The sequence below is a fragment of the Streptomyces sp. V4I2 genome (assembly GCF_030817655.1).
Lineage (GTDB): Bacteria > Actinomycetota > Actinomycetes > Streptomycetales > Streptomycetaceae > Streptomyces > Streptomyces plumbiresistens.
Genome location: NZ_JAUSZM010000003.1, coordinates 256,973 through 277,609, shown reverse-complemented (window position 1 = coordinate 277,609; position 20,637 = coordinate 256,973). Strand labels below are relative to the sequence as shown.

Sequence of the window (20,637 nt, the reverse complement as noted above, 5' to 3'; positions counted from 1 at the left end):
GGTCAGCGTGGCGCTGAGGGCCGTCCACGGGAACCGTGGAGTGTTGCTGTGAGCACGTGCGTCAGAATTCCTGATTCACCCTGGCCCTCCCGGAACGGCGTACCGCTCTGCCATTCGGAGAGGGAGGGAGCGGGGCCGTGGACGTGCTGCACGAACGCTGCGCCGGTGTGGACATCAGCAAGAAGGACGCCAAGGCGTGTGTCCGCAGCCCGAGTACGAAACGGCGGGGTTCGTTCACCAACGAGACCACGACCTGGGGCTCGACCACGAACGCCGTGCTCGCCCTGCGGGATCACCTGCTCGCTGCCCAGGTCACACTCGTCGTGATCGAGGCGACCTCGGACTACTGGAAGCCGTTCTACTACCTGCTGGCCCAGGACTTGAACGTGATCCTGGTCAACGCCCGGCAGGTCAAGAACCTGCCCGGCCGCAAGACGGACGTCTCCGATGCCGCCTGGCTGGCCCAGCTCGGCGCCCATGGCCTGGTCCGCCGCTCATTCGTGCCGCCGCAGCCGGTGCGCGAACTGAGGGACCTGACCCGGGCCCGCACCCAGATGACCCGCGAGCGCGGGCAGATCGTGCAGCGACTGGAGAAGCTGCTGGAGGACACCGGGATCAAGCTGGCCGCGGTCGCCTCCGACATCATGGGCGTCTCCGGCCGGGCCATGCTGGAGGCTCTCATCGCGGGTGAACGCGACCCACAGGCACTCGCGGAGATGGCCAAACGCAAGCTCCTCAACAAGATCCCCGAACTCACCGAGGCCCTGACCGGACGCTTCCGCGACCAACAAGCCTTCCTCACCCGGCTGCACCTGGACCACTACGACCAGCTCACCACCGCCATCCAGCGGCTGGACGAGCGGATCGAGGAGGCGATGGCCCCCTTTCGGCCCGCCCTGGACCTGCTCGACACCATCCCCGGCATCAACCAGGCCGTCGCCGAAGTGATCATCGCGGAGACCGGCGGCGACATGGCCCGGTTCACCACGGCCAGGCACCTCGCGTCCTGGGCCGGGGTCTGCCCCGGCCACCACGAGTCCGCCGGCCGCACCAAGAACACCAAAGTCCGGCCCGGCAACTCCTACCTCAAAGGAGCCCTCGGCTTCGCCACATTCGGGGCGGTCAGAACCAACAACACCTACCTGCAGGCCCGTTACAAGCGGCTCACCGCCCGCCGCGGCCCGCTCAGGGCACTGGTCGCCGTCGAGCACTCGATCATCACCGCGATCTGGCACATGCTCACCGACGACGTCCCCTATCACGAGCTCGGTGGCACCTACTTCACCCAGCGCGACCCCGAACGCGCCACCCGCCGCGCGATCACCGCACTCAACCAGCTCGGCTACACCGTCACCCTCAACCCCCTGGAAGGCGCGGCCTGACCGACCACAGTCAGGACACCCGGCGACCGCCACGGCCACCGGGCACTCAGACCTGCCTAAGGTCTGGTGGCGGCGGATGGCGCGGTCGGAGCGGACTTGGAAGTCGGCCCAGCCGAGTTCGTCCTTGATCTGCTTGTAGCTCTGCTCGATCCACGGTCGCAGGCCGTATAGGCGGACGATCTCGGCGAGGTAGGCCGGCGGGTGGGGGCTCGTGGCAGCGTGGGCTACGTCGGGATGGGGCAGGCTGGTGGCCAAGTACCAGGTGGCCTTCAACGGCAGACTCGTCGGGTCAGTGGTCGCCACGACCAGCCGGCAGGGTGAGTCGGGTCCGTAGCCCGCCCAGGCGGGCATCGGCGGCCCACCAGGTCTCGGTGTGCCCGTCGTGGAAGTGACGCTCCACGGGCGTCCACTCGCCGGGACGTTTGGCATTCTTCCAGGTGAGGGCGTGGGCGGCTTCGATGGGGGTGTGAGGCTGGTCGGCCGGAGCCCAGGTGCCGCGGTGCGGCTTGAGCGCGACCACGCAGGGCAGGCCGGCCTCGCGCAGTGCGAGGTACCAGTCGTCGCTGACGGAGTAGGCGCAGTCGGCGACCACCGCCCGGCAGCCGAAACCCGCCTCTTTCCCGCGGGCCGCGAGGGCAGCGGCCAGCTGCGGTTTTGTGCGGAAGGCCGGATCCGAGCGGCCGCGGGCGAAGTGGTGGGCGGGGGTGTAGGGAGGCGGTTCGGCACTACACGCGGCCGTCGGTCCACACCGTGGTCACCGTGACGATGCCGTTGTCGGTCTTGCCGGACCGGCCCAGCCACTGCCGGCCCACATGCGCGGTCGCCGTGCCGCCCTTGCGGTCCCCGGAGTCGTCGATCACGATGACCCCACCCTCGTGCGGAGCCGTCGCCGACTCCTCGCGCAGCAGCTCAAGCCGCCGGTCGTTGACCTGCTCGGCTCCCCCCAAGGGGGACTCGGACAGGAAGAACTGCAGCCGTTGCACCCCCGGCTTCCCCGCACCGGCCACTGGCTCCGCCCCTGCCAGGCAGGTGATCGTCTTGTTCCGCTCCCGCGGCGCCAGCAGTCCGGTCAGATACTCGCGAAACCCTCGCCGCTGGGCCAGGCTGAAGAAGAGGTCGTCGAACCGGGCCGCGTAGTCCTCCAACGGACCCGGCGCAGGCGGACACGTACAGCGAGCGGTCATCTTCATGCTCCAGCAAGGCAGTTGACGCCTACCACCGGCCTAGGACCAACCCGACCTGCCGTCAACCCACGCCACCACCGGATTTAACGAACTACCGGTAATGGTGGAGTCGGCTCCGGATGACGCGGTCGCTGACGCCTATCGCGGCCTTCACCTCGTCGTGCAGATCGGCGGGGAAGGCGCGCGCGCCGAGCGCACAGGCATGGAGGAGGGCACGGCAGTCCCGCGTCTCTCGATCGGTCGCGAGGGCTGTGAACGATGGGTGCGCAAGGATCTCCCGGGCGGCATACCCGTCGGTCGTCTCCGTCGCCCGGCGGTGGAGTTCCGCAACCACCCGGCGTGCGGCGGGGTCCTCGGGGGACGCGACCGCGTCCAGTACTGTGAGACCGAGTCTGGTGTTGAAGACGGTCATGCCCTGCTCGTCCGCGCGGAGGAGATAGGTGGCCACCAGGTCCTGCAGGTGGCGTTGGAACGGTTGGCCGGCCGCCCGGCGGCTCAGCACGGTCAGGCAGCCCGTGACGGCGTCCTCCCACGGCTCCCCGGGCTCCGTGCGGGCCAGGAGGTCCTCGGCGGGGGGAGCGTCACCTGCGGTGAGATGGGCGAGGACAGCGACCTGGCGGCCGTCGAACATCCTTTGCCCGACACCGCGGTGTTCCTCAATGTGGGCGAGCGCTTCGGCCCAGCGGCCGGCAGTCGTCAGGGTTCGTGTCCCGTCGGCGAGGAGGACCCGCCACAGCCAGGCGCGGACCTCTTGGCGATCCTCGGTGCTCACTGTGAGGTCGGCCGGGACGGTGATGCCCTCGAAGTCGGCTGCGGTGCCGGTGCTGACGGCGTCGTACAGGGCGAGTAGGCGCTGGCGGCCGTCGTCGGCGTGCCCGGCGCGGATCTGGAGGCGCGCGAGGTTGACGACGGGTTCGAGGGCCCGGATCGCGGTCATACCCGGCAGGGGGCAGGCGTGGAGGTAGGCGGCGGCGTGCTGGTGGCACATCTCGCGGGCCAGCTCGGGCAGGCGGAGGTCGGAGGCGACGAGGGCGGCCTGGTTGTAGACCGCGGAGGCCAGGCCCTGGTCCGCCTTGGCGGCGGCGTTGTCAGCCAGTTCGGTCAAGGCGCGCACGCGCTTGGGCAGCGGCAGGCAGGCGGGCCGGAAGCGGGCGACGAGCGGGAAGCGCTGGGCTATGGGTCCGTGCGGGTCCATGGGTCCCCCCGGGACGAGAGCGGAGAGGTGCGGAAACGACGGTGCCCGCCGGGATGTGGCCGACGGGCACCGACCGCTGGGACGGGGTGTCAGTGCCAGTCGACGATGACCCGGTTCAGGGGGTTGTCGATGACGAACCGGCCGGGACGCTCCTCGACGGCGGGGGCGTCGAGGGTCTGCAGTTCGAAGGTTGCTTCCCGTCCGCGGTACTCGCGGTCCCAGGTGTGGATGGCGTCGGCGACCTTCGCGGCCAGCTCGTCACTCCCGGGGCCGTGGCCGATGACGCCGAACTCCCACAACTTGCCGCCCTCGGACGTCTTCTGGTCGGACAGGCGGCGGGCGAGGTAGGTCACGGCGCCCTTGTCGACGGCCGCGGTCGACGAGGGGTAGGGATCCTCAGTCAGCAGGGTGCCCTTGGCGGCCTGCGGGAAGTGCATACGGACCAGGCCCGACGGCATGGCGCAGGAGACGAACAGCTCCATCCATTCCGGTGACTCCATGGCGCGGACCATCATGCCGGTCCACTCCTCAGTGCGTGGCTGCTCCAGCACTCCGGCCATGGCGTCGGCGTCGATGTTCTGGGCCGCAGGCGCGTGGAGCCGTACGGTGCCGTCCGTGCTGAGCGGGATGTCGCGGCGGTCGTCGTCGGCGATGCCTCGGCGCAGCGGCATGAAGGTGTTCATCTCGCTGCCGCGGGACACCCACCGGCCGTCATGCTGCTCGTAGACGATGGAGCGGGAGACACTGCCCTTGAGCCGCTGAGGGGCCACGAGCCGGCCACCGGGGGCGAGTTGTTCGAGCCAGGCGTGGGGGATGCCGTACGCGCCGACGGTGGCGATGATCCGGTCATACGGAGCCCCCTCGGCGTGTCCGAGGGCGCCATCGCGGGTGACCGCCTCCACGTTGGTGAAACCGGCCGCAGCGAGGTGCGCGCGGGCTCCCTCAACCAGGTCGTCGTCGACGTCGATGGTGGTGACGTGGCCGCTCTCGCCGACGAGGTGGGCGATCAGAGCAGCGTTGTACCCAGTTCCGGCGCCGAGTTCGAGAATCCGCTCGCCCGGCTGGGCTTCGAGCTGGTCCAGTATGAGGGCGACGATGCCCGGCTGGGAGGCACAGGAGATCGACGAGCCGTCAGCGTCGCGCTTCACGTCCACCACGTTGTTGGCATACGCGGCCTCGAGCGTCGCCTCGGGCACGAACAGGTGCCGGGGCACGGTGCGCAGGGCGGTCTCGACGGCGGGGGTGCGGGCCTGCCCGTTGGCCTTGACCTGGTCAACCAGGGCGTTGCGGAGCCGGGCAGCATCGGCTTCGGCGGTGGTAATGGTGTCGGTGTTCACTGCGCTGACGCTATCGGCTGCGGGCGGCGATCCTGCTGATGAAGAGCTGTTTTCACTCGATCCCATGACTACCTCTTTCGCGATGTGAGACAAGGCGTGCTGCTCCTCCGAAGAGAGGCCAGCACGGTTGGCGTGGAAGAGAACGTGGTGCGCGAGAACGGCGCGAAGTCCGCGGGTGAGTCCTCCACCCGTGGCGAGGCCGGCGAGGGCCGCGCCGGCCCGCTCGAAGGCGGCCACCCACGGGGTATGGCCGTCGAGCGGGCCCCCGGGGCGACACAAAGCTGGGGTGCTGGCGGTCATCAGCGTGCGCATCGCCGGGGCCAGGGCGGCGGTCCTCTCCGGGGGGATCGGTCCGGCGGCCGGGCGGAGGGCGGCGTACTTCGCCCAGACGTCGCCCTGCTCGAACCAGTCCAGACCGGCGGCCCGCATCATCGCGCTCGCCAAGAGAACAGCCGTCTCCCGGCGGCCCAGCCGTCCCGGGCCGGGCGGGTAGCTGAGCAGGTGACGACAGTCAGCGTGAAACAGCTCATGCGCCGCGTCCATGGCGTACCGGCCACCGAACGCGACCGTCTCAGGCTCGTAGATGCCGGGCGGCCAGGAGCGGACGGTCCCATCGTCGGCCAAATCACTCAGGAGCCGTTCGACGAGCGGGGACGGCTCGGGCGCCTGGTAACGCAGCGGCCACGGCTGCTTGTTCATGAACCACCAGCCGCTGACCTGCCCAGCTTCCTCGGCCGCGAAAAGCGCCGGGCCGAGGCGTTCGGTGATGGCGCGCTGCGCGCTCTCGCGGTCGGCGAAGACGACGTTGTGCTGGTGCCAGTCCGGGGGCATGACGTTCCTTCGATCGGCGGTGGTCAGGCAATGAGGAGGCAGGCGTCCCATGCGGTGCGGGGCGGCGTGATGGTGGCGGGAGCCAGGAGTGCCAGGGCGATGCCCGCGGCGCCGTCGAGGAACCCGGGTCCGGCTTCGTTCGCCACGGTGGGCGCGGCGGCTGCCGGGTCGGTGCCGGGTGGGCAGACCGTGGCGAGGAGCGCCGGGATGACGGCCTGGAGCTGTCCGGCGGTCGAGGAGTGGGCGTCTTCGGCGGTCCGGGCGGCGATGTGGGCGAGGCCGGCGAACCCGTGGCACAGGCCGTTGTCCGTGGTGGCCTTGAGCTGTGCGGAGTCAGTGAGGGCGGCCACGAGCGCGTTCTCCGCAGCGATACGACGGGGGTTGTCGCCCAAGGCGAGGGCCGCGAGCTGCTGGGCGCGGGCCAGGCCGGCGGTGCCGTAGCACCACGACGGTCGCCGCGGCGTGGACGGGGCGAGTCGGTCGTCGCGAAGTTCGGCCATGGTGACCCAGTACGGCCAGGCGGGGCCGTGGCCGGTCTCTTCCTGCCAGCGGTCGAGCCACGCGAGGATGGTGCGCATCGCGTCGTGGTGTCCGTCGACGACGGTGTTGTGCCGGGCGGCGAGGGCCAGCAGCGCGAGGACGCCCCCGATGCCGTGAGACATGCCTGAGTTGGCGTGCCCCTCGGGGAACCGGTCGGTGTCCGGCCGGCCGGTGGGTGCGGTCGGGGTCCACCAGCCCGGCAGGGTCTCGCCGTTGTGTGTGATCGGCTCCGTAAGACGTACGCAGTAGTCGAGGACTGTATGTACCGCGGCGCTGCCCGGGTTGCGGCGCAGAAGGTAGGCGCCATAGCCGGATAGGCCGCGGATCGTGTCGAACTCTGCGATGTCGGGGAGATGACCGGCGTCGAGGCGGCGGTGCGCGGCCGTGAGGCGCCGCAGGACGTCCCGGGCGATCTGCTCATCCAGGGTGTTGAGGGCACGCTTGTACGAGCCGGGCATGTGGTCGGTGGCGCAGGCGAGGACCTGGGCGAGGGCGGGCGCCCCGTAGAAGGGGTGGCTGTCGGCCCCGCTGGTGAACGGTTGCCGGGCAGCGGCGGCGAGCCAGGCATGGGCGCGGTGCCACGGCGCGAGTCCGGCCGCGGCGCGCTCGATGTGGAGCAGCGCGATCCCAGGAAGGCCGTAGGCGATGTGCTGCCGGTCCTCGGCCGCGGCGCGTGGGCCGAGCGGGGCGGTCTCGGGGTCGGCCAGGAGGTCTGCCAGGGCAGTGGACAGCTCGGCAGCGGGAGCGATCACGGGCCTGTCCCCTTTCTCTTCTTGGTGCGGCCGGTCCAGGCCAGGGCGGCGGCGCGCGCGAGGTAGAGGCAGACCTCTTCCTCGGGGAAGTTCACGGCGACGTGCCGCACGAAATGCGTGTGCAGCAGCGAGGTGAGGACGTCGTCGATCGCGATGCCGTCGGTGTCTGGGCTGGGCAGGTGCGGCCGGTACGCGGCGAGCGCGACGTCGCGGTCGGCCCAGCCGGTGACGATGGCCGCACCGCCCGGCTCGGCGTGCAGCGCCGACCAGCCGTCGGTGGGGTCGGCGAGCCGTACGGCTTCGGTGAACTGCTCGCGGGGGACCGGCTTCGGGGCTGTGGCCGGGACGTGGTCGATCAGCCATCGGGTACCGGCCTCGACGCTGCCGAGGAAGGCGCTGGTGATCGCGACGGTGTGCGCGGCCACCAGCGCACGCTGGTGTGGGCGCTGCGGCTCGCGGAGCTGGGTGAGCACGGCGCGCGAGTCTGCCCGGAAGACGTCTTCGGCGGCCTCCCATGCGGCGCCGGAGCCCCACCGGCCCATCTCGCGGTAGGAGGTGGGGAACCGCAGGTCCGACACCAGTCCGGCCGCGCGTAGTTCTTCGGCCCAGGCGGCGACCTCCCCGGCGGTCTCGGCGAACGCGCCGGGGTCGGGCAGGGCGATGCGTAGACGGAGGTGCTGATCGGGATCGCGGAAGCGGATGAACCACCACGGCGGTGCGCCGAGGCGTTCGAGGAGGCCCGGCAGGTACTGCGCCAGGAGAGTGTCCTGTCGACGCAGGTCGCCGTACACCGCGGCGAGCAGGACCGAGGAGGCAGCGGGCGTCTGCATCTGCGCCGAGGAGAGCGTACGGGCCACGGTTGGTGTCGGCAGCGGTGGCCACCCCGGGGCCCGGGTCGCCTTGAGCGGCAGAACGACCTCGTGGGCGCGGCCGTCGCACCAGCCGTACGCCTCCGGGGCCGGTGCTTCGTGAAGGACGGCCGTACCCACGCGGTTGAGGTGCTGACGCAGCAGCGTCTGGTGGCCTGCCTGGTCAAGGTCAAGGAAGAGTCGGCGATCGTCTTCCACGAGGAAGACACGTCGCGGCGCGCGCCGTCGTGTCCGCCAATCTCCCAGGGCGGCGTCCCAGTCCGCTGCGGGGGGAGCAAGTCGGGGGAGGTCTGCCGCGATCAGGCGCCAACGTGCTGGAGCGAGCACCGTGCGGCCGTACCGCAGCCGGGGCAGGTACGGCATCGACGCGGCGGCACCCCAGTCGAAGACGGTGACCTGGGCGCACTGGGCGCGGGACAGCTCGGTGAGGAACCGCACCAGCGGCGGGGTGTGATCCTGGAGGTTCAGTGCGTGCATCCCTACCGGCTCGACACGGTGGCCGCGCGCGGGGGCGGCCAGGTACATGCGGCGGCCGTCGCAGGCCACCGCCAAATCCGCGGGCGTGAGTACCTGGTCGGCCGAAGCACGGTGTTCCTCAACGCTGAGCAGGGTGGGCAGCACCTGCGGGGTACGAGTGACGTGGGCGCTCTCGGGCAGCAAGGGCGGGAAAGAGAGCTGCACGGGGACGGTGTCAGCGTCGGCGGCCGGCAGGCCGGACAGCTCGGTAGCCAGGGTCTCGCGGTCGTCGGGGGCCAGCACGCTCAGGAAGCGGCCGGAGGAGACGCCGGCGCCGCGCGAGACGCTGACTACCTCAAGCCGGAACCGGCCGTGCTCCAGGTCCTCGATGCTGGCCGCGTGCACGCGGATGCCGATCTCCAGGTGCGGCGGGACACGGGGGCTCTTGGGGCCGACGTCCAGGTCCGCGAGCAGCTCGTCAGTGAGGATGACCTCGTCACGGCCGTCGAGCACAGCGGTCTGCGCGATGCGCACCAGCGCGTCATCCCGGGTGGAGTGCTGAGGTCGGCGCGGGCTGGCCGGTGTGCCCGGGTATCCCTCCGGGAAACCGGTGCCGCTGTCCGCAACGACTTCGCCCAGTGGCACCATCGTGCCGATGCCGTACCGCTCGTAGAACTTCTGGTGGTAGGCGCCCCATGCGGCGGTGCCGTACGGGCGGGCACACACCCGCGTGAGGGCCCAGGCGGCGCGCTCGGCCTCGCGGGCGACCGCTTCCGGCAGGGCGAGGCGGGCGTCCAGGCGGAGGTCCAGCGCGAGAGGGTGACGGCGTAGACCTGGCACCAGGGTCCGCATCCGTTGGGCCACCTGCTTCCGTGCGGCAGGGGTCTCGCACGTAGTCAGGTCCGCGTGGATCGCGTGCAGTTCGCGCACCGTGTCCGCGACGGGGCCGACGGCTCCGGCGTCGAGCTGGTCAAGGAGATACGTGAGGGGATCGGTCTCGGTGCTGGGCGCCTGCAGTGCGGTGAGGAGTACGCGGCGCCGGATCAGCCCCTCGATGAGCTGCTGTACCCGCTCGGGCGCGGTCCCGGGGAACTCTGCGGTCAGCTTGCCGGCGAGTGCGCCGACCTGAATCGGTGTCCGGCTGGCCGCGAGCACTGTCCGTACGGGATCGGTCAGGGCCAGCGACGCCTCGACGGCGTGCGGGCCGTCCTCGTGGCTGTCTGCCTGGAACGGCACGATGAGCCGGTCGCCGCGGATGCTGATCGTGTTGTTGACGAGCACGGTCAACCGGTCGAGCAGAGATGAGCAGGTCTCCAGCCGTTGGACGACGGTGGCCAGCCACTCCGCGCCGGCGCGGGCGGTAACGGTATGCCGGGTGCCCCACTCCGCCCGTGCGCGTTGGCCGACCGTCGCCGTGATGATGCCGGCGAACAGGCCGAACGGGGTCGGTCGGTGCTGGGCACGCAGGAGGTAGCGGGCCACGGAGAGGACGGCGCGACGCACGTCGCGCGCGGAGGGCTCGTCGGCGGCGAGCAGGGCCTCGACTTGCGCAGCCAGCGCCGGCGCGGCGTGTTCGAGCGCTTCGGCGTTTTCGCCGGTGGCCCAGATCTCACGCAGCCACCTCATGCGGTCGCCAGTGGATGCGGGGGAGCGGTCATCGAGATCCGGCGTCGCGGGGCCGGTGAAGGCCGGGCAGGCGACGGCGCGCACGAGAGCGGTTGTGCTGGTTCGAAATGCTGTGGTCGAAGCAGCCACCACTACCTCCGAGTGGGATAAGGGGGTGGGCGGCCGGTGCCGCTGCACAGTGGCGCAGCGGCACCGGCCTGGAGGCACGTCGTCGTGGGTCAGGCGACGTTGGTGGTGCAGGCGCCGCAGGTGGTGCCGCAGTTGTCGTTGGTGAGGTTGGTCAGGCTGGCGCTGTCGGCCACCTCCACGAGGGAGACGTCGAGGTCGAACCCGTCCGAGGAGGCGGTGGCGGGGGACTGCCCGGTGGTGCTCGAGGTGATGATGGGTGCCATGAGTCTCAACTCCAGTTCAGTCGTGCCGGATTGGTCTGGGAAGTGCATGCCAGGGCGTCATCGGCGGAGTGTGGCCACGGGGCTACCTCGCAGGTGACTTTCCTGGCCATCCCGGTTCACCAGGCTGGTGGGCCTGAGCGAGCTGGGAAGTTGTACGCCGCTCGGTGGGCCGGGCTCGTGGCATTCGTCCCACCGAGCGGCAGTCTCAGGGGGAGACCAGCGGCTCGAGCGCGCTCGGCTGCTGGTTGAGGACGTCCGCGAGGCGGTCGCCGTCGAGCGTGACCCGAACGATGTGGTGGTCCGAAAGCTCCTCGGGGACCTCGATCACATCCACGCCTGTCACCGCGTCCAGTAAGTCAGTGGTGGCGTAAACGCGGTCGATGCGGGAGTCCGGCCCGTGCGTCTGGGAGGCGTTGACCGTTCGGGAGACAGCCGCCTTGTCTCCGTGCTTGGCAGACCAGTGACGGGCTACGTCCTCCAGGCCGGCGGTGCGCAGTGCCTCATCCGGGCGGGTATCCATCACCCGGGTACCGTCCGGGCCTATGAACGAGCGGTGTAGGCGGTGCGGCCGGTCCTTGATCTCGTTCAGCACCGGCAGCACGGGGTCGCCCTCGATGCCGGGAACTGGATAGCTGTTGTTGTCCCCTGCGACGAGACACGGCATCCGTACGGTCTCGCCCTGTGGGGTGGTCCACTTCTTGTCGGCCCACGTGGACAGCCATTCCGCCTCGGCGGCACGGTTGGTGCTGGATGCGTAGTTGAGGTGGTAGGAGGCCAGGGCAAGCGGTATGGCGTCGCTGCCAGCGGGCAGGTAGCGCATGGTCAGCGCTGTGGGCGGCAGCACCCACATGGGGCCTGGCTTCGGCCACTCACGCACCGGGTGGAAGAAGCGCGGGTCGGCAAATATCGCAGTGCACGATTCCGGGCCGAGCCAGCTGCGCATACCGAGAACGCTCTCCAGCTCGTACAGGATCGCGTTGCCGTCGGTGTCCGCACGCCACATCTCCTGGCGAAGCACCAGGTGCGGGCTAAGGGACACCAGCCTCTCGTGCGCCTGCAGACGTTTCGCGGAGTCACCGCCGCCGTTGTTCTCAAAGTTCCATGACAGCACGGTGATTTTGGTGCTCATGCTGCGACCGCCTCCTTGCCCGAGGCGGGGGACAGGGCACGACGCAGCTTGGAGAGGCTGAAGGTAGCGACAACGGGGGCGTGGTCGGATACCTCGCGAACGTCGTCGGTGACGATGACCTCCAGCCGGGTCAGGGCCTCGGCTACCTGCGGGGTCGCATAGATTCGGTCGATCCGCCGCATCGGGCCTTGGTCTGTGCGCCACAGCGATGCCGTGGGGTTTAGCGCGTCCGGCTGGCCGAGCACGGTCGCGGCGTAATGCCCGAGGTCCTTGAAGACCGGCGGCCGCCCGTCGCGCTCGCCGGCGAGGATTTCGTCCGGCCGGGTGTCGGAGACTCGCTCGTCACCCCGTTCGATCGTGCGGGCCTCAAAGTGCGACCGGTCAGTGATCTCCTCCCAATCGGGTAGCGCGGCGCTCTCGTCCTTGGGGCGGTGTGGGTAGGAATTGCCGTCGCCGCCGATGATCGCCGCCATGCCCGGCTGCCCCAGCGTGGCCAGACGCTTCGCTTCGCTCGCTCGTTGGGCTGTGTCAAAGGAACACAGGTGGAATGAGGCCAGGCTCAACGTCGACCGCGCGCCCTTGAGCCGTACAACCGGGTTGCAGATCGGATGCCACATGCCGGTGACGTGCTCGAAGTATTGGACCGGCCTGAGCAGGGACGGGGCGGTGTAGACACCGGTCGGATTGGCTGACTCCGGGGTGGCACTGGCGAGGAACGCCGTGTGCGCTGGGCCATTGCCGCCGAGACGAGCAGCCTCCGCCCAGATCGCTCGCCCGCTGCTGCAGTTCGGCATGCAGGCGCAGCCGTCGCCGGGCCGGGGGCAGGCGCTGCGAGACCGGCGCCCAGACGTCTTCTTGGCCGCAGTCTTTTTCGTGGCGGCCTTGGCGGTCTTCTTGGCCGACTGCTTCTTCGCCGTCTTCTTGGCCGCGGCCTTCTTCGTCGGCAGTTCGTGGACATCAGCGTCTTCACCACGTGACGACCTGGCCTTTTCCACCGACTCCTGCAAGGCGGCCATCAGATCGACTACCTTGCCCGGCTCCGCGGGCGCCGGCGTCTCCGGAAGGGGCTTGTCCTCGCGCTTCGCTTCGATGATCTTCGCCATGGCGTCGGTATAGGCGTCCTCGAACTCCGGTCCTTCGAGATCGTCGCGCCTCATCGTCTCCATCAGCGCGAGCGCGCCCTCGATCTCCTCCTCGGAGACCTCAGTCAGCGGCGGCAGGAGCTCGGCGGGGTCGCGGATCTCGTCCGGCCAGTGCATCGCGTGCAAAACGATCACGTCGTCCCGCACCCGCAGCAGGCCCAGCCTCTCCCGTCCGCTCCACGCGTACTTCGCGATCGCCACCTTCGATGACCGGCCGAGGGCCTGGACCAGCAGCTTGTACGGCTTGGCCGCGACCTGCCCGTCCGGCTGGAGGTAGTAGCCTTCCCCGATCTGGATCGGGTCGATGGACTGCAAGGGCACGAAAGCCTCGATCTCGATTGCTTTTGCGGTCGGCAGCGGCAGCTCTCTCAACTCAGCGTCACTGATGGCGACGATCTGGTTCTTCGACCACTCGTAGCCCTTGCCGATCTCCGACTGGGCGACCTCGCGATCCTCCACCTCGCAGATCTTCCGCACCCGCACCCGCCCCATGTCCTCCAGGTGGTACTGGTGGAACTGGATGCTGTGGTTCTCGGTGGCACTCGCCACGCGGATTGGGACCGTGACCTTCTCTGAACTAAGGCTTGGCCCCCGCGCCGCGCGGGAGGCGCGGGAGGCTGCTCCACTGATGAACGAATGACGACCAAGTGCGCTTTCCCGTCGCCCCGTCAGCTCCTGCGCCCGACTGCCTTCGCTTGGCCGCACGCCCAGCCCGCAACAACCGCGCCGATGGCGACGGCGACGAGGTAGACGGTGATGCTCGCCGCGAATCCGCCTGGCAGCCAGCCGAGTAGGCCGACGTTGCTGCGGTCGACAAGCTGGCGGATCGCTCCCTGCCCCCCAAGGACGATGAGAGCCACACCGAGGATCTGTAAGACGTCGTACTTCACGTGATGCCCTCCGGCGCTCAAGATGTCGCTGCCGCGGCTGAAGCACCGCCAAGAACGGTGGTGAACCACGTGTAAACGGGAGCGAGTGTTGGTGATGCAGGCCATCCATTGATCGTCGCCAGCAGCTGCCAATAGCGCTTGGCGTGTGGGTCAACGGTCATCTGCAGGCGGGCGACGAGCCAGCGGCGCAGATCGCCGTCGCCAGCACGCTCGAATGCGTGGTCGTAAAGGCCGCCCAGTGATTCGGCAAGGGGTGCGGCTTTGGAGGAGGCTGGGAGGATGCCGACGGATACGGCTTCGTCGATTCGTTCACGCATCGCTTGGTTGAGAACGTCGTGCAGACTGCTGACGTCCTGCTGGGATGGCTCTTTCGCCTGCTCCTCAGCTATGCGCCGTACAGCGGTACGGAAGTCTGGGTTGAGCAATGCTCAGGAGTTGTGGATCGGTCCTCGGGGTGGACGCAAAGGGCGTACCTTCCCGGGTGATCGATAACAAGCTCACCGAGTAGGCCCGCGTTGCAGCGCGGGTCGGGAAGGGTGACACGCCCGTGCTCAGCGTAGTGAACGCCGACGGTTCGACCGAGTCCGGCTCCCTGATCGACGAGATCGTCCGTGAGGGCGCCCGCCGCATGCTCGCCGCGGCTCTGGAGGCCGAAGTCAACCAGTACATAGCCGAGTTGGCTGCGGAACGCGACGGGAGCGGGCGACGCTTGGTGGTGCGCAACGGCCGCCATCGGCCCCCCGCTGTGACCACCGCCGCCGGTGCCATCGAGGTGGCCGCGCCGCGGGTGAACGACCGCCGCGTCGACGCGGCCACCGGCGAGCGGAAGCGGTTCTCCTCCAAGATCCTCCCGCCGTGGTGCCGCAAGTCCCCGAAGGTCAGCGAGGTGCTGCCGCTGCTGTACCTGCACGGCCTGTCCAGTGGCGACTCCGTGCCCGCGCTGGAGCAGTTCCTCGGCTCGGCCGCCGGCCTGTCCGCGCCGACCGTCACTCGTCTGACCAAGCAGTGGAGCGACGACCACGCCGCCTTCCAGCAACGCGACCTGTCGGGCAGCGACTACGTGTACGTGTGGGCCGACGGCGTGCACCCCAAGGTCCGCCTCGGCCAGGCCCACTCGTGTGTTCTGGTGCTGATGGGCGTGCGCATCGACGGCACGAAGGAGCTAATCGCGCTGGCGGAGGGGCTGCGCGAGTCGACCGAGTCGTGGGCGGACCTGCTGCGCGACTGCCGGCGTCGCGGCATGCGCGACCCGGAGCTGGTCGTCGGCGACGGTGCGATGGGGCTGTGGCGGGCGCTGGTGGAGGTGTTCCCCGCCGCTCGGCATCAGCGCTGCTGGGTCCATAAGATCCGGAATGTCGTGAATGCTCTGCCGAAGTCCGCCCAGCCGGGAGCGAAGAAGGCGTTGCAGGAGATCTACAACGCGGAGGACCGCGAGCATGCCGAGAAGGCCGTGAAGGTGTTCGCGAAGACCTACGAGGCGAAGTGGCCCAAAGCGGTGGCGAAGGTCATCGACGACGCGGAGGAGCTGCTGGCGTTCTACGACTTCCCCGCCGAGCACTGGATCCACCTGCGCACCACAAACCCGATCGAATCGACCTTCTCCACGGTCAAGCTCCGGACCAAGGTCACCCGCGGCGCGGGCAGCCCGGCCGCCGCGCTCGCCATGGTGTTCAAGCTCGCCGAGTCCGCCCAGTCCCGCTGGCGCGCGGTCACCGCGCCGCACCTGGTCGCCCTCGTCCGCGCTGGGGCCCGCTTCGAGAACGGCCGGCTCGTCGAGCGTCCCGAGGCCGCCGCCTGATCATGAATGAACGAATCCCTTGACTTCCGCCCTTGACTTCCGCCGTTCTGGCAGGCGGGTGACCGTGCGGCGAGGCGGTGTCGGGGCTTGCTGTGGACCCGCCCGCCTGTCTTCGTTCGTTCAAGCGGCGCCTCGTCATGCCTCTGGGGCCCAGGCCGCGACCAGGTCGAGTAGGCCGGGGAAGCAGGCGTTGAGGTCGTCCACGCGTACGTGACTGCGGCGTTCGAGCCCGTACTGGCGCTGGCGCGTGACCCCCGCCTCTCGCAGCGCCTTGAAGTGGTGCGTGAGCGACGACTTGGGCCGGTCGAAGCCGAACCAGCCGCAGGAGTGGTCGAACTGCTCTGATTCCAGGAGGAGTTTGCGGACGATCGTCAGCCGCAAGGGGTCGCTGAGCGCCCCGAGAACGGTCTCCAGGCGCAACTCCTCGACCGTCGGCTCCGGCAGCGGTTCGGGTAGGCCGGGAGGGGCCGGGAGCACCTTGATGGCGGGTGCGGTGCCCGCAGTCGAAGACATGGGCAGGTCCTCACGACTCGATTCCTTTGTACGACTCCAATCGTACTGCATGCTAAGTTCGACTAAAGTCGTACTGCAGGAAGTCGGAGGGAACAGTCATGTCCGAGACCCGGAACGCGCCCGTCCAGGCCGTCGACGGGAGGCAACGAAGTGGCACCGCGGAGCCCGGCGGAGGGTCCGCCGCTCCGCGGGGGTGGGTATGGCTGGCCGCCTGGCCGGTCACGGCCGTCTTCGTCCTCTCGAACGCGGCAACACCGTTGTACGTGCTGTGGCAGCGAGACATCGGCTTCTCCAAGGGCACCCTGACCGTGGTGTTCGCGTTCTACATCCTCGGGCTCATCGGCTCGCTCCTGGTGTCCGGAGTGGTCTCCGACCGGCTCGGGCGCAAGCCCGTGCTGCTGCCCGCCCTGGTGCTCGCCTTGGCCGCCTGCCTGATCTTCGCGATCGCCACCACCGTGGCCGCGCTGATCGTGGCACGGCTGTTCACCGGAATCGCCGTCGGCGCCGTCGTCTCGGCCGGCATGGCCGCGGTGACCGACGTGGCTGGTCCCGAGCGCAAGCGGATCGCCGCCCTACTCGCCTCCTGCGCGATGGTCTTCGGTGCCGGTCTCGGCCCGCTCCTGGCCGGGGTGCTCTCCGAGTCGCTGCCCGGGCCGACCGTCACCGTCTTCGTCGTCGAGGCCGTGCTGCTCCTCACCGCGATGCTTGCCGTGCTGCGCATGCCCCTCCGGCGTCCCGCGGCGCCCGCGAAGGGCGCCTGGGTGCGGGTGCCCGGCGTGCCGCGCGGCAACGGCCGCCAACTCGCCCTCGGCATCGCCGTGTTCGCGCCCGGCATCACGGCCACCTCCTTCGTGCTCTCGCTTGGCCCCTCGCTCCTGACAGGCCTGCTCGGCACCACCAGCCGGATCGTCGCCGGGGCCATGGCCTTCGTCATGTTCCTCGCCGCCACCGGCGTGCAGTTCGCCGTGCAACGCCTCGACCGGCGGACCATCCTCACGGCCGGCGCGGTCAGCACCACGCTGAGCATGATCACGCTGATCGTCGCCGTGCACACCTCGTCGGTGCCGGTCCTCATCGCCTCCGCGCTGCTCGCCGGCGCTGGCCAGGGCATGGGCCAGCTCGGCGGCCTGTCGCTGCTCAACTCCAGCGTCCCGCCCCAGCGCCTCGCGGAGGCCAACGCCGCGCTCAACGTCGGCGGGTACGTCCCGGCGGGGCTACTGCCCGTGTCCGCCGGTTACCTCAGCGACGCCGTGGGCCTGACCAGCGGTGCCACGGTGTTCGGTGCCGTCCTCATGGGCCTCGCGGTCATCGGCGGCCTGGTTGTCCTCGCCAGTCGGCGCCAGGCGACGGAGCCAGCCTGACGGCCGCGAGCCACAGCAAGCCTCGACACCGCCGCTGATCACTAATGCCTGCCAGAACGTCGAAAGTCGAGCGAATCCACAACTCTTGACAATTACTCCTCGAGGCCTACGCCAACCTGCCTGAGGGGCTTGCAGACGAACTAACCGAGCGGCTGCTCTTCCTTCGGTGAAGCAGATGCAGATTACTCCGGCGAATCTGCTACTCGGCGGAGGTGACAGTTGGAGATGCGCACTCCTCTGCTGGCGGCGCCTGCGCTCCGTGTTGAGCGGCGCCGTGGGCTAGTCACCCGCTGCCAGTCGGTTGAGAACTTCCATCGGGGTGAAGCTCCAGCCGACGAGGCGCGGTCCGCTCCAGTTGATGCCGATCATGTATCCCTCTCGGGCGGCTTCAGGCAGATCGCGATCGCACCAGGCATCCAGGGACATGGATTCAACACGTAGCCCATGCCCCCAGATCTTCGCTGCCCTCTGGGCCCGGGTTGATGTCGACCAGTAGGGAAGACTTCGCGTGCCGTCCGCGGAGAGAGGAGCCGGGCTTCCCTCGTCATCCCGAACAAGCCAGACCACGCCGCGCTGACGGGCATCTCGGAAGAATGCTGCCGCTTGCGAACCGCTCTGACTCATGCCGATGAGCCTAGCTAGCGTTCCCCGCCAGCACGACCGGACCCGCGAACACCTGAAGACGGCCGCCCAACTCGACTCGCAGGGCAGCCGCATGGAGGCCATGGGCACATTGGCGGTTGCGTTCGAGGACCTCATGGACGCGCAGATCCACGGCGAGGACGTATCGCGCCGGTTGTCGGTCTACGGCTTCGGCGAGCGGCTGCCACGCCACATCCTGCGCACCGATGAGGTCCGCGCGATCCTGCGCGAGCCGGACCACGCTTCGCGCCGCGGTGTGCCCACGCGTGGTGCGGACAGGCTCGCCGATGAGTACACGCAGATCCGCGACGTCACCCGAGCTCTGCAAGAGGGCATGCGTCTGATGGTGCTGGGCGTGGACTTCCACCAGTACCAGCGGTTCACCCAGCTCACTCCGGCTGTGGGCTACTACGGCAATTCGCCGGAGCCCCGCTTCTCGGTGGAGACCGGATACGCCCCCAACCAGGAAGAATTCGACTTCTGCCGTTAGTTCGTCATCACGGTGGCACTCCGCCTCACCGAGATCAACGCGCGCGCCGTACCCTCGTCGTGGAAGTGACACCGGCCCGCGCTGCTGTTCGCGGCCCGTCGCGTAGCAGCGCGCCCTGGGTAGTCCGGCCTCGCCCGCGCTTCGCGCGGGCAGCATCTCGCCTCACGGGTCCGGACGCCATTCCCCGAACGGGTTGTCCTCCCCGGCTCACATCTCGTGGGAGAGCGCCCAGCTCTTCAGAAGGCCGCTGACAGCCCGCAGATCGCCGTCCCGGAGTTTCTCACCAGGGCAGGATGCCTCGCCGGCATCTACGCCGACCGCCACCGCACCACTGACCAAGCCCACGTCGAACACGGCCAGTGGCTACGCGGCAACGCCAGGAGGGCTACTGGCGACACCTGGGGTGCTCGAAACCGACGCGTCGGCGGCTTGCTTCATCGGCAGGCCCGCGGCGGTCGCCCGGGTGAGCAGATCCATGACGGCCGGGGTGAGGAGCGAGGGGCGGCCCTTCTGGCGTCGCGGCTTGCGGCGGGCGGGCTGAGTCGTGTTCGTGTGAGTCATGGGCGCGCACCGTAGAGACCCGCGCGGCTACCGTCGCGGGCTTCACGGGACTTCTGGGACCGGCCCAACGCGCGCGAGATACCAGTCCATCCCGCTTACGTCTCGGGCTCACCGACGTCGCGGGAGGAAGGAGCCACACGCCCGCGCGGCGACGCCTGGTCCGGTAGGCGGTCAAGGGGGGACCCGCCCGCCCGATCCATCTGGCTGCAACCGCTGGCTTCCGGCATCTTGTCTTCTTCGTCATGACAGGCAACCGAAAGCCGCGATCCGCGCCGAATGATCGGGAGCTGCGGTTGTGGAAGGTCGGGTGGGTGCTGGTCCTCGCTTTCGCCGCCGCGGTCCTCACCGCGGGCAGCATCTTCTACGGCCTGGTGGTGCTGCTTGACTTCAAGGAGATCGGCTCCACTCCGAAGTTTGACGCGAAGACGCTCTTCGACTTGGTGAAGCTGTCCTTCGGGGTGGTCGCCGGGGCCGGCGCGCTCGTCGCCCTGGTCGTTGCCTACCGGCGCCAGCGCGTCGACGAGGCTGGCGCCCACCGGGAAGCCACCCGGCTGCACACCGAGCGCTTCACGACGGCCGTCTCCCAGCTCGGCAACGACTCCCCCGCCGTCCGACTCGGCGGGGTCCACGCCCTGGCCGGTCTTGCCGATGATGCCCCCACCCAGGACCTGCGTCAGACCTGCATCGACGTCCTGTGCGCCTACCTGCGCCTGCCGTTCGCTGCCGATCCCGGCGATCTGCCTGACCCCCTGCCCGACGGCACCTCGCCCACCGACGAACGGCACAACGCCCACCAGGACAGGAAGGACCGACACCGCGCCCTTCGCGAGGTCCGGCACACGATCTTGCGCCTTATCGGAGACCACTACCGCATCCCCAAGGGCACTCACCGCTCCTGGCAAGGCTGCAACCTGGATCTCACCAGGGTCACCATCGACGGCGACATGGACTTCGTCGGCGCGACGTTCTCCGACGGCAGCGTGTCCTTCCGCGGCGCGACGTTCTCCGACCGCAGCGTGTCCTTCAGCGCCGCGACGTTCTTCGGCGGCACCGTGGACTTCAATCGATCGCATGGCCCCGCTCCTTCGGGGCTTCTCGCGGCAGCCGGTATTCCAGTGCCACCCGAGGTTCACCTGCGCGCCGACTGGCTTACTCCTGGTCCATAGAGACGGGGGGTGCCCCTATCTCCTTCGTCAAGCGATCGTGATGATGACGGGCATGACGGATGAGGATCAGGGCTTGGGTCGTGAGAGCCGCCAGGGGTGGACGCAGCTGCACTTCGCGGCGGATGAGCAGGATGCCGCGGCTGTCGGCTCTCTCCTGGCGGCGGGTGCGCAGGTGGATGCCCCGGATGGGCAGGGCAATACGCCTTTGTGGCAGGCCGTGTTCACGTATCGAGGCGATAGCGCGGTGTTGTCGCTGCTGGTCAAGGCCGGTGCTGATCCGGACAGGGACAACCTTCATGGTGTGAGCCCGCGGCGTCTTGCCGACTGGCGTATTGGTTCAGATGTCGCGGTGCATTTCGGGGAACGTCCTTCCTTGTAGTG

At 69.4% G+C, this 20,637-nt stretch carries 20 protein-coding genes; 6 read left to right on the top strand and 14 right to left on the bottom strand.

The features are described from left to right. Positions 1–137 precede the first annotated feature (137 nt). Positions 138–1,382, top strand: coding sequence for an IS110 family transposase (locus QFZ76_RS01940; RefSeq protein ID WP_307672041.1), 1,245 nt, complete (start codon positions 138–140; stop codon positions 1,380–1,382). Positions 1,383–1,671: 289 nt separating this feature from the next. Here the strand turns inward: QFZ76_RS01940 and QFZ76_RS01935 are convergent, their stop codons facing one another. The 11 genes from QFZ76_RS01935 to QFZ76_RS01885 all read right to left on the bottom strand — a co-directional run bounded on the left by QFZ76_RS01935 (position 1,672) and on the right by QFZ76_RS01885 (position 14,150). Then, a complete protein-coding gene (locus tag QFZ76_RS01935; RefSeq protein WP_307679901.1) occupies positions 1,672–2,028 on the bottom strand; it encodes a transposase in 357 nt (118 codons plus the stop codon). 79 nt (positions 2,029–2,107) lie between these two features. Then, the gene (locus QFZ76_RS01930) at positions 2,108–2,566 is read right to left on the bottom strand and encodes a transposase (RefSeq protein WP_307672040.1); all 459 of its coding nucleotides are present in this window, start codon (positions 2,564–2,566) and stop codon (positions 2,108–2,110) included. Positions 2,567–2,657: 91 nt separating this feature from the next. Continuing rightward, positions 2,658–3,761, bottom strand: a complete 1,104-nt coding sequence (locus tag QFZ76_RS01925) for a hypothetical protein (RefSeq protein ID WP_307672039.1) — start codon at positions 3,759–3,761, stop codon at positions 2,658–2,660. A gap of 89 nt (positions 3,762–3,850) precedes the next feature. Next, entirely contained in the window at positions 3,851–5,929 is a 2,079-nt protein-coding gene (gene fxlM, locus QFZ76_RS01920; RefSeq protein ID WP_307672038.1) for a methyltransferase, FxLD system, read from the bottom strand. 23 nt (positions 5,930–5,952) lie between these two features. Beyond that, positions 5,953–7,221 (bottom strand): lanthionine synthetase C family protein, encoded by a 1,269-nt coding sequence (locus QFZ76_RS01915; RefSeq protein ID WP_307672037.1) that lies wholly within the window; start codon positions 7,219–7,221, stop codon positions 5,953–5,955. Beyond that, a complete protein-coding gene (locus QFZ76_RS01910) occupies positions 7,218–10,172 on the bottom strand; it encodes a lantibiotic dehydratase (RefSeq protein WP_307679900.1) in 2,955 nt (984 codons plus the stop codon). Before QFZ76_RS01910 ends, QFZ76_RS01915 begins: the two co-directional genes overlap by 4 nt. A 218-nt stretch (positions 10,173–10,390) precedes the next feature. Further along, complete coding sequence (locus tag QFZ76_RS01905; protein WP_307672036.1) at positions 10,391–10,564, bottom strand: FxLD family lanthipeptide; 174 nt, start codon at positions 10,562–10,564, stop codon at positions 10,391–10,393. Between the two features lie 205 nt (positions 10,565–10,769). Continuing rightward, complete coding sequence (locus QFZ76_RS01900) at positions 10,770–11,693, bottom strand: endonuclease/exonuclease/phosphatase family protein (protein WP_307672035.1); 924 nt, start codon at positions 11,691–11,693, stop codon at positions 10,770–10,772. Beyond that, positions 11,690–13,540, bottom strand: a complete 1,851-nt coding sequence (locus QFZ76_RS01895; protein WP_307672034.1) for a Ku protein — start codon at positions 13,538–13,540, stop codon at positions 11,690–11,692. The genes QFZ76_RS01900 and QFZ76_RS01895 overlap by 4 nt, the downstream gene beginning before the upstream one ends. Next, on the bottom strand, positions 13,504–13,725 hold the full coding sequence (locus tag QFZ76_RS01890; RefSeq protein WP_307672033.1) for a hypothetical protein: 222 nt from the start codon (positions 13,723–13,725) through the stop codon (positions 13,504–13,506). Before QFZ76_RS01890 ends, QFZ76_RS01895 begins: the two co-directional genes overlap by 37 nt. Positions 13,726–13,742: 17 nt before the next feature. Then, positions 13,743–14,150: a hypothetical protein gene (locus QFZ76_RS01885; RefSeq protein WP_307672032.1), complete on the bottom strand. Its 408-nt coding sequence runs from the start codon at positions 14,148–14,150 to the stop codon at positions 13,743–13,745. 122 nt (positions 14,151–14,272) lie between these two features. Between QFZ76_RS01885 and QFZ76_RS01880 the strand changes: the two genes are divergently transcribed. Further along, positions 14,273–15,523, top strand: a complete 1,251-nt coding sequence (locus QFZ76_RS01880; protein WP_307672031.1) for an IS256 family transposase — start codon at positions 14,273–14,275, stop codon at positions 15,521–15,523. A 135-nt stretch (positions 15,524–15,658) separates the two neighbouring features. Here QFZ76_RS01880 and QFZ76_RS01875 read toward each other — a convergent pair whose 3' ends face one another. Further along, positions 15,659–16,036, bottom strand: coding sequence for a helix-turn-helix transcriptional regulator (locus tag QFZ76_RS01875; protein ID WP_307036818.1), 378 nt, complete (start codon positions 16,034–16,036; stop codon positions 15,659–15,661). 98 nt (positions 16,037–16,134) lie between these two features. Between QFZ76_RS01875 and QFZ76_RS01870 the strand changes: the two genes are divergently transcribed. Continuing rightward, entirely contained in the window at positions 16,135–17,397 is a 1,263-nt protein-coding gene (locus tag QFZ76_RS01870) for an MFS transporter (protein WP_307672030.1), read from the top strand. A 279-nt stretch (positions 17,398–17,676) separates the two neighbouring features. Here the strand turns inward: QFZ76_RS01870 and QFZ76_RS01865 are convergent, their stop codons facing one another. After that, entirely contained in the window at positions 17,677–18,021 is a 345-nt protein-coding gene (locus tag QFZ76_RS01865; RefSeq protein ID WP_307672029.1) for a DUF2750 domain-containing protein, read from the bottom strand. Between the two features lie 4 nt (positions 18,022–18,025). Between QFZ76_RS01865 and QFZ76_RS01860 the strand changes: the two genes are divergently transcribed. Next, positions 18,026–18,529: a hypothetical protein gene (locus QFZ76_RS01860; RefSeq protein ID WP_307672028.1), complete on the top strand. Its 504-nt coding sequence runs from the start codon at positions 18,026–18,028 to the stop codon at positions 18,527–18,529. Between the two features lie 363 nt (positions 18,530–18,892). On the opposite strand, the gene QFZ76_RS01855 is transcribed toward QFZ76_RS01860, so the two are convergent. Continuing rightward, positions 18,893–19,090, bottom strand: a complete 198-nt coding sequence (locus QFZ76_RS01855) for a hypothetical protein (RefSeq protein WP_307672027.1) — start codon at positions 19,088–19,090, stop codon at positions 18,893–18,895. A gap of 242 nt (positions 19,091–19,332) precedes the next feature. Here QFZ76_RS01855 and QFZ76_RS01850 point away from each other — a divergent pair, with 242 nt between their 5' ends. Together QFZ76_RS01850 and QFZ76_RS01845 are read left to right on the top strand one after the other, a co-directional pair. Then, positions 19,333–20,256 carry a pentapeptide repeat-containing protein gene (locus QFZ76_RS01850; protein ID WP_307672026.1) on the top strand — a complete coding sequence of 308 codons (924 nt, stop codon included), beginning with the start codon at positions 19,333–19,335 and terminating at the stop codon, positions 20,254–20,256. Positions 20,257–20,308: 52 nt separating this feature from the next. Beyond that, on the top strand, positions 20,309–20,635 hold the full coding sequence (locus QFZ76_RS01845; protein WP_307672025.1) for an ankyrin repeat domain-containing protein: 327 nt from the start codon (positions 20,309–20,311) through the stop codon (positions 20,633–20,635). Positions 20,636–20,637 lie beyond the last annotated feature (2 nt).